Annotated in this window: 12 protein-coding genes and 1 tRNA gene; 3 read left to right on the top strand and 10 right to left on the bottom strand. The window is 43.2% G+C overall.

Translation table 11 applies throughout. The features are described from left to right. Positions 1–567: 567 nt before the first annotated feature. The 7 genes from ABMY42_RS23625 to ABMY42_RS23595 form a co-directional block, all read right to left on the bottom strand. Entirely contained in the window at positions 568–1,818 is a 1,251-nt protein-coding gene (locus tag ABMY42_RS23625; RefSeq protein WP_009698789.1) for an HD-GYP domain-containing protein, read from the bottom strand. 145 nt (positions 1,819–1,963) lie between these two features. Beyond that, positions 1,964–2,962: a LacI family DNA-binding transcriptional regulator gene (locus tag ABMY42_RS23620; protein WP_349266860.1), complete on the bottom strand. Its 999-nt coding sequence runs from the start codon at positions 2,960–2,962 to the stop codon at positions 1,964–1,966. Between the two features lie 102 nt (positions 2,963–3,064). Continuing rightward, positions 3,065–3,820 carry a chitin disaccharide deacetylase gene (gene chbG, locus ABMY42_RS23615; RefSeq protein ID WP_349266859.1) on the bottom strand — a complete coding sequence of 252 codons (756 nt, stop codon included), beginning with the start codon at positions 3,818–3,820 and terminating at the stop codon, positions 3,065–3,067. A 17-nt stretch (positions 3,821–3,837) separates the two neighbouring features. Beyond that, entirely contained in the window at positions 3,838–5,160 is a 1,323-nt protein-coding gene (locus ABMY42_RS23610; RefSeq protein WP_017187878.1) for a 6-phospho-beta-glucosidase, read from the bottom strand. A 10-nt stretch (positions 5,161–5,170) separates the two neighbouring features. Next, positions 5,171–5,482, bottom strand: a complete 312-nt coding sequence (locus ABMY42_RS23605; RefSeq protein ID WP_005448800.1) for a PTS lactose/cellobiose transporter subunit IIA — start codon at positions 5,480–5,482, stop codon at positions 5,171–5,173. 47 nt (positions 5,483–5,529) lie between these two features. Continuing rightward, the gene (locus ABMY42_RS23600) at positions 5,530–6,864 is read right to left on the bottom strand and encodes a PTS sugar transporter subunit IIC (protein ID WP_349266858.1); all 1,335 of its coding nucleotides are present in this window, start codon (positions 6,862–6,864) and stop codon (positions 5,530–5,532) included. 88 nt (positions 6,865–6,952) lie between these two features. Next, a complete protein-coding gene (locus tag ABMY42_RS23595) occupies positions 6,953–7,258 on the bottom strand; it encodes a PTS sugar transporter subunit IIB (RefSeq protein WP_349266857.1) in 306 nt (101 codons plus the stop codon). A gap of 404 nt (positions 7,259–7,662) precedes the next feature. Here ABMY42_RS23595 and ABMY42_RS23590 point away from each other — a divergent pair, with 404 nt between their 5' ends. Both ABMY42_RS23590 and ABMY42_RS23585 read left to right on the top strand, forming a co-directional pair. Then, positions 7,663–8,112: a type III secretion system chaperone gene (locus ABMY42_RS23590; RefSeq protein ID WP_005448805.1), complete on the top strand. Its 450-nt coding sequence runs from the start codon at positions 7,663–7,665 to the stop codon at positions 8,110–8,112. Positions 8,113–8,142: 30 nt separating this feature from the next. Next, on the top strand, positions 8,143–9,813 hold the full coding sequence (locus tag ABMY42_RS23585; protein WP_349266856.1) for a hypothetical protein: 1,671 nt from the start codon (positions 8,143–8,145) through the stop codon (positions 9,811–9,813). Positions 9,814–10,002: 189 nt separating this feature from the next. Here the strand turns inward: ABMY42_RS23585 and ABMY42_RS23580 are convergent. Then, positions 10,003–10,087, bottom strand: a tRNA-Leu gene (locus tag ABMY42_RS23580). Between the two features lie 176 nt (positions 10,088–10,263). Continuing rightward, positions 10,264–10,929, bottom strand: a complete 666-nt coding sequence (locus ABMY42_RS23575) for an SDR family NAD(P)-dependent oxidoreductase (protein WP_009703097.1) — start codon at positions 10,927–10,929, stop codon at positions 10,264–10,266. 245 nt (positions 10,930–11,174) lie between these two features. On the opposite strand from ABMY42_RS23575, the gene ABMY42_RS23570 reads away from it, so the two are divergent. After that, positions 11,175–11,654 (top strand): RDD family protein, encoded by a 480-nt coding sequence (locus ABMY42_RS23570; protein WP_005448808.1) that lies wholly within the window; start codon positions 11,175–11,177, stop codon positions 11,652–11,654. Between the two features lie 73 nt (positions 11,655–11,727). Here ABMY42_RS23570 and lptG read toward each other — a convergent pair whose 3' ends face one another. After that, positions 11,728–12,798, bottom strand: coding sequence for an LPS export ABC transporter permease LptG (gene lptG / locus ABMY42_RS23565; protein WP_005441983.1), 1,071 nt, complete (start codon positions 12,796–12,798; stop codon positions 11,728–11,730). Position 12,799 lies beyond the last annotated feature (1 nt).

Raw genomic sequence — 12,799 nt, 5'->3', positions numbered from 1 at the left:
TCTTCAATTTAAAGTTTTTGATTCCCTAAATAAATAGGGAGAGGCTCAATGAATACTGACTTCAAAACTACTAATGTAATTTTAAAGCTATTATCGTTCCAACAGAACGATAATGAATTGACTGTGCTGAATCTTTCGATTCAATGGTCACTTCGTTTCATTGAAACCTAATTTGATACCGCTTTCCGTTAAGAAAGAAATACCTAATTGGATTATCATCAACGAGTGCCCACACAGATTGATAGGTCTATATTGTTAAAGAGCTTGCTTATCGAGAAGTTTTTCTCTCAAAGCGGAGGTGCATTCTAGCGAGATAATTGAGAGTGTCAAACACTTTTTTCAACTAATTTTTCGTAGAAGCTTTTTACCTCTCCGACCCTGCTGAAGCCTTGTGGCGTCTGCCGTGTCGATGGATGCGCATTATAGGGAGAAGATTTTCTTTGGCAATACTAAAAATGCATTTTTTCTAAAAAAACATGCCAAATGGATACTTTCCATCCAACCTTAAAATTACCCAGAAATAACACTCAGGATTTCTACAATTTACCCACAAAAAGCTGTGGATAACTACTCATCACTATCGAAGAAATAAGAAATGCGTGAACGTGGATTAAGGTATTCTTTGATTTTCTCCGGCAATTTAGACGGATGAATCGCATTAACTATCTTTATGTCCTTTGATGCAAGGTCAATGATTGGCGCTTGAGTTCTTGGAACTGCTGGGTCATAGACCAGTACATTTGGAAATAATAAGTGGGACGCATTAACAGAGATAACCAATCCCACCATATTATTGGAGAGCTGAACCACTGTTCCCGGTGGGAACACCCCCATAAACTTAATAAGGATGTTGAGGTTCTCTTCTTTATATAAGTGTTTGCAATTCTTATAGAGGTGGGAAAGCGCCGTATATGGAATTTTTTGTTCAGCAGCAATCGAGGTGTGACATAAATTATCAAAAGCATTCGCAACGATAATCACTTGAGCGAGTTCATCAATCTCATCTCCCTTCAAACCTTCAGGATAGCCAGAGCCATCACGCAATTCATGATGTTGCGCTATCACTGTTTTTGCACTGTCAGGAAAGTCTTCAATTTGATTAGCCATATCCAAGCCATACTTAGTATGTAGCTTTAGATAATTGCTTTCTGGTTCAGTGAGTGGGACTTGCTTCCTTAATATAGCGGTTGGAATTTTGATTTTGCCCATATCATGGAACAAAGCAGCAAAAGAAAGCGCTTTAAGTTGCTCCGCTGAATACCCCTTCGCACGTCCAATCATCATCGCGATTACCGCAACATTAAGGGAGTGGAAGTAGATATCTTCAAACTCGTTTTTACCGTTCATTAAGTGCAGTGTCACATTGTCATCACACATTAACTTATCAACGATGTCATCGATCAGTTGTTGTGCCTCCCCTACTGCATCGACAGGGCGGTTGCGAATTTTGGTCATCACTGAACGCATTCTCGCAAGTGAACGCTCAAACTCTTTTTCACATTGAATGACACGGCGTCGATACGCGCTTAACTTTTCTATGCGTTTTTGCTTTTCTTTCCAAAGCTTTTGCGCTTCAAGATCTAATGTATTGTCTTGCGTTACTTCGACCTGAGGTTGATTTGCAGGTAAAGGAGACGCATCGCTTTGCTCGGGATTGAAATAAACGAACTTCACACCAAGATGACGAATCATCTCAACTTGTTCTTGGTCTTTGATTTTGAAGCTATTGAGTAGGAATGGGTGATCATTCCACTTTAGCGGAAGACGGATATGTAACCCGGGCTGAATACGATCCACTGTAAGTTTAATTGCTGCCACTTTTCCACTACTGATTCGGTTTTCCTGATAAGCCTATAATAGTAGTCAATTTTGTAAATGAATTCATCAATAAGGAGGATGCATCAAGCACCTCTGTGCATGTCGTCAACAAAGTTGCACTAACCAGGTCGATAAGAAAGGGAAACTAAGTAATTATTCGGTCGGCTTTGCGCAGCTTTAATTGCGCTTCAAATTCGGGTTGAGTCATCAATGGTTGCTCTTTTATTAAGCCTATCAACGTTTGCACCGCTACTCTGGCCATATCACTGATCGGGAAATGTACCGCTGACACAGTTGGGTACAAACTTTCACACAAATCCACACTGTCGAAGCTCACCAATGAGATTTGCTTCGGTACGGAGATACGATGCTCATGAAGAAACTGCATGGCACCCACGGTCATTTCTTCACTGCATGAGAACACTGCGGTCAAATCGGGATGCCTTCTATAAAGAGCAGCCATTGCATCGTACCCACTTTGACGACCGTAGTTTCCTTCTTCACACCAACTCTCATCGATGTCTATCCCCACCGTTTTCACTGCATCAATATAACCTCGCTTTCTCAACAAACTGTTTTGGCGTTGAGAGGGACCAGCGATGCAAACTATTTTTTGATGGCCACCAGCGATTAAATGCTCAACAGCCATTCGGCTCGCGTGATGATGGTTAAAGGTCACACAGCGTTCTTCAATACCCTCAACATACCGATCGAGCAGTACAAATGGTGTTGGTAGTTTGGCAAGTTCTCTCAAATCATCATCAGAAAGATAACGACTATGGAGCACATAACCATCACAGCGCAAATCATTAAAACGCTGAATTGCCTCTCGCTCCCCTTCCGCTGAATGATGTCCTTGTGCCGTGATGAGGAACTTCTTGTGCATATCCAACTCAGTCTGCACTTGTTCCATCATTTCACCAAAGAACCCACCCGTGTAGTACGTCACCAAAAGGCCAACCATATTACTAGAAGAGGTCGCGAGTGAACGCGCGATTGCACTTGGGCGATAGTTGAGCTCTGCCATCGCAGCTTCGACTTTCTTTCTCGTTTCTTCTCGGAACTTCCCTTCTCCATTAATGATACGAGAAACCGTTGAGCGATTTACTCCTGCGAGTTCGGCTACATCTTTAATCCTTGCCATAATGCTGCTTAATCCAACTTCCTGTTTTGTTAATCATGACTTAGCGAAAAGTGGCTGCCAGCAAATCGTAAGGTGTATAGGGGGCGATGCTGACAGCCTTAATCATACACTGGCGACTCCACTTGAAGAAACGAGAGCAGAGTAATCCGTGATTGCCATACCATGCTGAGCAAGTTCTTGTTTAAAAACGGGAGAAGTCAGGACTTGAAGTTCCACCTCTCTTTGTTGGGCGTAGCTACTTTTCGACAATAGAGATTGGTCCGCTTCCGCCGGGTGACACATCACTTCAACTACGTCATATTGAGCTTTCAAACTCAATAAATGCTTCATAATGCCTTCCAAACTAACCCCTTTATCATAGAACTCAGCAGTAAAGTAATACTTCACACTGTTCTCTATGTGGCACAAACCGCTACCACGCAAAGGTACTTTGTATTTCTGAGCAACCTTTCGAATCACCGGAAGCAGCTGTGGATGTGTATGCGCATGGTGGTGACTATCTAAATGACTTAGTGGTAGACCCAATTTAAGAAATGCTTCCACCTGGGCCACCGCTTCTTGATAGACCACCCCTTCTTCGAAATCTTGTATCTTCCATAGCTCATCGTAACTAACAAACTGAGTTTGACCACGAGTAAGATTTGGATGTCCCGTTAAAGGAATACCGGTAGTAAAACGAAGGTGCACACCAACGTTCAAATTTGGGTTCTGCTTTGCTAATTCAATCGCGTGCCGCTCTGCATCCATTCCCACCATCATTGTTGTAGACTGAACCACACCCTGTTGATGGGCTTTGATAATTCCCTTGTTCACACCCGGAGTTAAACCGAAATCATCTGCGTTAAAGATCACTTTCATTGGTGCGGTTCCTTACTTTACAAAGTCGTCAATTTAAATTGAGGCAGATACGCGGCGTTTACTTCTAATATCTCATCCAAAATGGACTTAGCCCGTCCGATATCAGGAACAAGCGGATTATTGGTTAACGCCATTAACGCTTTTTCGTAGCTTCCTTCAACTGCAGCTTCAATAGCGAGCTGTTCATAAGCTTTGACCTGATGAAGTAGTCCTTTGATATTGCTAGACAGCTCACCAACTGCCAGCGGCTTCGCTCCCCAACTGCCGATCACTGCACTGCATTCAATCACCGCGCTATCCGGTAAGCCATTGATAGCACCATTGTTTAGCACGTTCACTACATGAATACTGTTACGATTGTTGTAAATTGCATCCACGAGATTCAACGACGCGTCAGAATAGTAAGCACCGCCTCGCTCTTCCAATTCCTTTGGCTTGTGGTCTAAATTAGGATCTTGGTAAAGCTTAAATAATGCGCTTTCTGTTTCCATCACCTGCTCAGCACGTGTCCCTTGCTCTCCTGCACTCTGCTTTTCTTCCGCTAGCATCGCATCTGTTTGATAGAAATAACGATGATACGGACAAGGTATGGCTCCAAGCGCTTTAAGAAACGCAGGATCCCACGGCTCTTCCCATATATTTTTCATGCTGAAGTTGGCACCATCCCCAACTTTTTCCAGAACGGTTTGCGTAACGTCTTCTCCTTTCAACCAAGCCTTGAGCACCCAAACAAGATGGTTTAAACCAGCAAACTCAAGCTGAAGCTCTTTTGGCTCGCAATCCATCATTTCGGCAATCATCATCTCCATAGATACAGGAACGTTGCACAAACCTATACTTTTTACGTTGGAGTATTTACTGACCGCTTCTGATACCAAACCTGCAGGGTTAGTAAAGTTCAACATCCACGCGTGTGGAGAAAGTTCTTCAATGTCCTTACAGATATCGAGAATAACAGGAATAGTGCGCAGCGCTTTTGCAAAACCTCCGGGACCCGTGGTTTCCTGACCGATAACGTCATACTTGATTGGAATTCGCTCATCATTCGCTCGTGCCGTTAGTCCGCCAACGCGAAATTGAGTCATTACAAAATCTGCATCTTTTATCGCTTCACGACGATCAAAGCCGGCTTTGATTTCAATGTCAGCTCCTGCTTTATCAATCATCCGTTGTGCCAAGCCTTTGATGATCTCTAATTTCTCCGCACCTGATTCAATATCGACAAAGTGCATCTGTTTTACAGGCAAGAACTCCAAACGCTTAATTACCCCCTCAACAAGCTCTGGGGTATAACTGCTTCCACCACCTATAATGGCGAGTTTGATTGCATTTCTTGGCATCGTACCGTCCTTATCTCGCTGCTAACTGCTTGTTCAACGCAACGATTTCCACTGCCATTTCTTGCGCTAAGATGGTTGTCATTAAGTGGTCTTGTGCGTGTACCATAACAAGAGTCATTGGCACTTTGCCCTCCCCCTGATCTTCTTCAATCAATTGGGTTTGAATCAGATGCGCTTTGTTAATGCACTCTTTTGCTTGAGAAAGCTTTTCCTCTGCGGCGGTAAAATCTTTCTCTCTCGATAGACGCAACGCTTCGTAGCTCAAACTCCTGGCTTCACCTGCATTACAGATAATTTCCATTACGACTAGTTCTTGTTCCATTTCTTCTCTCCGGAAATGAAGGCTGCCAAGCGACAGCCAAATCATGATTAAGCTGTCACGCCCTCGCCTGATGGCTGTTCAGCGTCTTTACTTTCTTTGCTCATAGGTAACTCTTGTTCCATAACCTGCTTTTCAAACATCTTGAAGAACGGCAGATAAATGAAGAGATCAAGAATCAGAAGCCCAATCACCAACAGCACAGGTGAGAATGTCCAACCGCTCCCCCATGAGGCACCAATTAACGCCGGAGTCGTCCATGGCGTGGTCGCAACCCCCATACCAACAAAGCCGAGTTGTACTGCAAAGTAAGCAATGGTTGCGTTGACGATTGGTGCAAACACAAATGGAATGAATAGAATTGGGTTCATTACGACTGGGCTACCAAAAATCACAGGTTCATTAATTTGGAAAAAACCAGGTACCGCACTCATGCGACCAATACTCTTTAGGTGAGCAGAGCGGCTAAATGACATCAACATAACAAGGGCAAGCGTTGCGCCCGAACCACCAATAAAGATGTAGAAATCCCAGAATGGTTGAGTGAATACGTTTGGAATTGGTTGACCCGCGACAAACGCGTCAATGTTGGCACTGATGTTGGTTAGGAAGATTGGAGACAATAAACCAACCACAATTGCGGCACCATGAATACCAGCAAACCAAAGTAGCTGACACACAAGCAATGCACCGATAATTGCTGGTAAGGTGTTGGAAGCACTGATCAATGGCTTAAACATCGCCATCACTGCATCAGGGATCAACATGTCATATTGGGTTTGAACAAAGATACTTAATGGGTACAGTGTTAGAAATACAGCCAGTACCGGAAGAAGAACTTCGAAAGAGCGAGCAATCGCAGGTGGTACTTGTTCTGGCATGCGGATAGTAATGTTGTGTTTTTTCATGAAGCGGTATAGCTCAACAGCAAAGAAGGCGCACATTACCGCTGTAAAGATCCCGGTCCCCCCCATATGTTTCATAGCAAGCGCTCCGTCTTTTGCAGGTGCAGCTACCAGCAAAAAACACATCAAAGACAATACGGAGCTGGTGATACCGTCCATCTTGTACGCTTTCGCCAAACTATAGGCGACGCCAAGCGAGACAAATATGGTCATGATGCCCATCGACATATTGAAGGGCATCATAATGGTATCGAAATGCGTGGTCGCAAAATCCAACCAAATTCGTCCTAGTGCAAACGTCGTGTCTTCAGCAAATGGTGGGAAAGCAAAAATTAAGATAAAACTACCAACAATAATAAACGGCATTGCCACAATAAATCCGTCTCTCATTGCTCTGACATGAGGCTGATTACCTACTTTCGCTGCAATTGGGGCTATATGTTTTTCGACTATTCCTATAATCGCATCATAGAGCTTCATAGAATCCATCCTTATTTTCAGACAAAAGAATCCCACACCAAATATTGATATTTAGTGGCAACTCTTATTTCTATTTAAAATTATTGAATTAGTTAATAAGTTCTAAAGCTTGCTGGAGTACTTCTTCTCCTTTCATCATCCCGTAGGCTTGTGGAGAGATTGCATCAATATTCTTACCATGTTCCTGTGCTGTTTTGCGCAACTCCTCTAACTGAAATCGCACTTGCGGACCTAACAGACAGACATCGTACTCTTTAATTACCTCATCAAACGCATTAACTGACAGTGCATCAATCTTACACTCAAGCCCTTGCTTTTCAGCAGCTTGCTCCATTTTCTTCACTAGCATACTGGTCGACATTCCAGCACTGCAGCATAAGAGGATCTTTTTCATAGCCTTGCTCCCATTGTGTAAATTTCGAACTACAAAAACTGTAGCAAAAATAACCAACACAAAAAAGCGCAACCGGTTGCATTGAGTATGAACAAGATCTCACTTTCAATATAAAACAAAGGAGTAATTACATAAAAATAGGAATTAGACAGGAAAAGACAAAGCTAAGTATATATTTACAATTTTCATATTTATTCAATTGAAACATTAAATTAAAAACAAGGAATTTATTATCAACCTCGCTATTTAGAAGCTTAAAAACCATGATAATAATCATTTAAATTTCATATCATTAACTATTTAATCCTCTTAGTAACCTAAAACATCACAACCGTCATTGACAGATTTCTCGACACAGCTCTTATACATTGCCATCAACTAAATAAACCATTGAGACTGCTGACGTGAGCACATTAATTGAGCAATTATTTCAAGAATTAGTTACAGACCTAGGCATCGACACACTCCAACCCAACGAAGACGGGCATTGTACTTTGATGGTTGATGAAACTCTTTTACTAGACATCGAGTTGGACCCTAAACGTGAACGGCTGATCCTGACATCGCTAGTAGGACCATTAAGTTCCCAACAAGGCATAAAACAACTATCAAGCTTAATGCAGTTCAATAAAGCCTTATATAAAGAACTCAATATGTCTCTAAGCCTTGAAACTCACACAGCGAGTATCGTTTTGACATACAGCGTGGATGCTGGTCTTTGTACTGTGTTTGACCTAGAAAGCGCACTGTCGTGTTTCATCAGTCAAACAGAGAAATGCCGTCATTTGCTAGAGAGTACCCAAGAGGACTCGCCCCCTAAAAATAGCATGCTCAATACTGCTATCTGCGTTTAATTTTCCTCAAGAATTTATAGAGATACCGATATGGCTATACAACTACAACAGTTTCTTAGTGTTGCTAAAAATAATACTGTGGTTGCCAATCAAAACAATCAAGGAGAGGTCACTTTAAAAAGTGGTCGTTTTGAAGGCAAAACGCTTTCTCCTTTTGCAAAGCACACTCAAACTCAATCCAATCTTAACCTTCAAACCATGGGGCTCTTTCTCAACTCATTACAGAAAGAGTACGGAAGTGATATCACCTCACATCTAGCTTCTAAGTTAGATATTACCTCCGGTAGTAAGCCGTTAAGCGGAAAAGTCATCCAGACCATTGTTGGTGAGGCGAATGCCATCAGCAAGACCATGACCGCTTTCAATGCCCAAGCCGTTCATGATTTTATTGCCTCTCCAAATGGCGCTCAAAAATTACTTGCTAACAACGACCACGAGCAATGGTTGGCTCCAAATAATGCAGCAGGAAAACAATTTGAAGGTTTGCTTCACGAGGCATGCGACAAACAACATCATCAATTGACTCAACGAGAAATTGCTGAGATCGCCCAAACCGTTGTTGATGACATACATCGTCTTCCACAAGGTATTCAAGAAGACTTCAACCAAGTAGCGGATGCATTCAATCAGAAAGATCATTATCAAGTACTTCACAACCTCGATAATTGTGCGCAAAAGATCATGCTACGCGCGCAATTTGACTTAGCTGATGTCGATAAGCAAAAGCTTGGCGCTGACGACAAGAGTGGTTACCAGCAACATATCGTGTCTGAATTAACGCAAGGCTTATCTCAGACTCAAGCCAGCGATTTACTCAACTCTATTCTTAATCATCCAACCAGCAAAGAACTGGTCCAATTGCTCAACTCTCCAGGATTCAAAATGCAAGTAATGGATGACCTAGAGCAAGCCGATATTCCACATGAAGAGCAGTTGTTAACACTGACTAAACTGTGTCGAACTGAAACACTGCTTGATGCACTAATTACAGAGTTAGATAAACGCGCACATGGTAGTGACAAAGCATCGCAACGTTTAAATGATTGGGTTAGTTACTATGGACAGGGTATTGGTGCTGGTGAGATTTCAGCATCAGATCCTGAGTTTGCTTCTGCTTTTTTGACGATGCAAGCCAATGACAACCACTTAAATCTTGACGATTGTGGGCTTACTCAAGAGCCTGTTGCTGCGCAAACCAAACAATATGTCACGCTGACTAACCCCACAGCCGTCACCAATGCACTCAAAGAAATCGCCGCAAAAGTGGATGAAAAACGCAGTGAGCAGTTTGAGAAAGACTTTGATCGCGCAACTTATCTAGTTGATGGTGCTCAAATCAGTCGCAATGAAGATTCAACATTAGATGACATCAGTAAAATGCCGACAGGCGTAAGCTACTTTGCTAACCAAGAGTTGTTTGCAAGCGTCCTTATCTCTTTAATGAATGAACAAGGCATCACGCCAATAGGCGACCCAACATCCACGTTCAATTTGTACAATAAAGAAGATGGCACAATGGAACTTCATGCCCAATTGGACATGCAACTTAAAATGATGATTGGTTTAAACGAAGAGCCATTAGATCCGGATAAAAGCTCGCTGCATCTTGAGGTCAATCTAACGATAGCAGCGCACAATAGCCAAATTGATGCCAAGTTAAATGGACCAATTAACGTCGACTATCGAGCCGCTCCTCTTTAATCCCGCGTGATAAGATTCCAACAAATAACCAAGCCTCGATAGTGTCGAGGCTTTTTGTTAGCCTGAAATGCGTCAGTTTTTAGGGACATAATCCCGCTAACTACCACCTTGATCATCATGCTGGATTTGAATTCACAAACCTCAGATACAACAAAGCCCCGACTTTCGTCGAGGCTCTGTCTTGGAATATGGTACCGGTGGGCGGACTTGAACCGCCACGCCCGAAGGCAACGGATTTTGAATCCGTCGTGTATACCAATTTCACCACACCGGCATCTCTGGGCTATTGCCCTTTGATGGTTGGCATTATACGTAAGCTTTTGACCTGCGCAAGCAGAAAAACCTTAAATAACTATCGTTTGCTGATAATTTCGCCACAAAGTGTGACAAAGAAGATCTCATCTTAGCTCAGTCTGCCGTTTTGCTTTGTTGCAATACCACCATTCAGTCCTATAAACGGTTAACGGTAATATCCGAAACGTAACCATTACCGATATTAGATAGCGCACCATGAATCATCCGCGCTGCATCACCTGCGCTCATAAAACTACTGGTGTCTAAAGACTTGCCACTCGTCTCCCAAAACTCAGTCGCCATACCTCCAGGATACACTGCGATAATTTTCATTGGTTTGCCTTTTAATTCCATACGAACGGATTCAATCAAACCTTTGACAGCCCACTTCACCGCACAGTAGGTCGATTCTTGTGCCTTAGGCTGTTGTGCCGCTGTCGACATCACCATCACAACATTTACCGGCTGATCTTGATAACGCTTTACCAACTCTCTTAAGACATGAATTGCTGAAGTGAGATTGTTTTCAATCAGCTTTTGAATCTCTTGTGGGTCTTGCTCGGCTAACAAACCAAAATAACCACTTCCCGCACAATGAATCAGAGTTGAAGGCACTTGAGGCAACTCATCAAATAACTTCTCGACTTGAGATGCGTCGATAAGATCGCAACTTCTTACCTTAGCTTTACTCGAGAGGTGTTGAGCAAGCGTATTTAACTTCTTTTCGCTGCGACCAGTTAACAGTGTTTCTTCGCCTTGAGCATCATACAACTTAGCTAACTGCGCACCTAAGCCACTGCTCGCGCCTGTAATTACGATCATCTTGTACCTCTATCACGTCATTCGTAATCTTGTGTTCTAAGCAAAGTAACCCATGTTTGATGCTTTCACAGATTGCATGATAGGAAGTTTGAACTCGGTTACTTTGTTGGATAGTTGATTAGCGATAGAGTCGTATTCAAACTTGTGATTTGCCCACAATTGAAGACTCTGTGCGTTAGCTCTCTTTTCACAAGCTAATGGAATCTATATTCTGACGCACAATTTTAAAGGTAAGTGATGGAATTATGACGACTTCTACAACTCTTCCACCAGCGGGCTTTTTCCGTCGACTCGCAGCATTGTTTTACGACACGCTGATCATCCTAGCGATTGAGATGATGGCAGCAGGCGTAGTAATGGCGATTGTTTTTGCGCTTAATGCGGCAGGCTTGCTGAGTTATGGGGAATATGTGGATGCAGCAGATATGCTAGGAAAGCATCCAGTTCTAAGCCCATTGTTCACGCTGTACCTGGCTGTGGTGTGGATCTACTTCTTTGTATTCTTCTGGACCCGCGCAGGACAAACACTAGGCATGCGAGCTTGGAAAATGCAAATTCGTAACAGTAAGGATGGTGCGCCAATTACAGTTACTCAGGCTTTAATTCGTTTAGGTACGTCGGGCTTTGGTTTGGCTAACTTGACTGTGCCAATCGACCCACAAAAACGTGGCTTCCACGACATTTGGGCAAAAACCGAAGTCGTTGTCTTGCCGAAAGCAAAATAGCGAAACCGCGCAAGCAGAATAGAAAAAGGAAGGCACAGTGCCTTCCTTTTTTATGTTTATCGCTTTTGAAAACCTACAGCTTTCTTCTTAGCAAGGATACCGCAATTGCTAGGAACACTAAGCTAGGGGCTAATGCGCCGAACACTGGCGGAATGCCATATACCAAGGTCAGAGGTCCAAAGAACTCACTGGATATGTAGAAGGTAAAACCTGCAACTACCCCTGAGAGCACCCTTGCACCCATGGTGACACTACGCAATGGACCGAAAACAAACGACAACGCCATCAACATCATCACCGCAATAGAGAGTGGTTGAGATAGCTTGCGCCAAAATGCGAGTTCATAACGCGAAGCATCTTGTTCCGAGGCTTTCAAATAGGTCACATAGTCATATAAGCCACTTAAAGAAAGCTCTTCTGGTTTCACCGTTACCACCGCCAACTTATCTGGTGCTAATGAGGTGTGCCATTCCATCTGCTCTAAATCGCGCTTGGTAATGACGTTTTCATTTTCCATATCGGTGATTTGCACATAACGCATCAACCAATTGTTATCTTGTTGGTAGTCGACTTCTTCTGCGAAGATAACTTTGTCTAAGTTCTTATCTTCATCGAAACGCCACATGTTCAAGCCGTAGAGTTTGTCATCTTCCACTTTACCGATAAAGATGAAGTCGTTGGCATCACGAGCCCATACCCCAGCCCGCACCGACACAATACTACCGCCAGATAGAGCAAATGCACGTAGGTCACGCGCCATCTTTTGCGCCTCTGGTGCGCCCCATTGACCAAGCGTCATAACGATAAGCATTAAAGGTACTGCGGTTTTAAGTACTGATAAGCCGATATCCAACTTAGAGAAACCCGCCGCTTGCATAACCACAAGTTCAGAACTTGAAGCAAGCATGCCCAAACCAATCAAGGCTCCCAGCAGCGCCGCCATTGGGAAGAACATTTCGATATCGCGAGGAATACTCAGCAAAACAAAGTAAAGCGCGTGCATTAGGTCGTAAGCACCACGACCAACTTTACGCAACTGTTCTACGTACTTGATGATGCCCGACAAGCCGACGAAAGTCGCCAGAACCAAGGCTGTGGTAGAGATGATCGTTCTACCGATGTAAAGGTCTAAGAGTTTGAACACA

The sequence above is a fragment of the Vibrio sp. SSH13-20 genome (assembly GCF_040104475.1).
GTDB classification, from domain to species: domain Bacteria; phylum Pseudomonadota; class Gammaproteobacteria; order Enterobacterales; family Vibrionaceae; genus Vibrio; species Vibrio harveyi.
The sequence above is the reverse complement of the archived record's forward strand: the minus strand, read 5'-3'. Positions and strand labels throughout refer to the sequence as shown.

Coding starts and splice junctions, on each gene's coding strand:
- ABMY42_RS23620 (WP_349266860.1), bottom strand. CDS start 2,962: ATGGCAAGGATTAAAGATGTAGCCGAACTCGCAGGAGTAAATCGCTCA.
- chbG (WP_349266859.1), bottom strand. CDS start 3,820: ATGAAAGTGATCTTTAACGCAGATGATTTCGGTTTAACTCCGGGTGTG.
- ABMY42_RS23610 (WP_017187878.1), bottom strand. CDS start 5,160: ATGCCAAGAAATGCAATCAAACTCGCCATTATAGGTGGTGGAAGCAGT.
- ABMY42_RS23605 (WP_005448800.1), bottom strand. CDS start 5,482: ATGGAACAAGAACTAGTCGTAATGGAAATTATCTGTAATGCAGGTGAA.
- ABMY42_RS23600 (WP_349266858.1), bottom strand. CDS start 6,864: ATGAAGCTCTATGATGCGATTATAGGAATAGTCGAAAAACATATAGCC.
- ABMY42_RS23595 (WP_349266857.1), bottom strand. CDS start 7,258: ATGAAAAAGATCCTCTTATGCTGCAGTGCTGGAATGTCGACCAGTATG.
- ABMY42_RS23585 (WP_349266856.1), top strand. CDS start 8,143: ATGGCTATACAACTACAACAGTTTCTTAGTGTTGCTAAAAATAATACT.
- ABMY42_RS23575 (WP_009703097.1), bottom strand. CDS start 10,929: ATGATCGTAATTACAGGCGCGAGCAGTGGCTTAGGTGCGCAGTTAGCT.
- ABMY42_RS23570 (WP_005448808.1), top strand. CDS start 11,175: ATGACGACTTCTACAACTCTTCCACCAGCGGGCTTTTTCCGTCGACTC.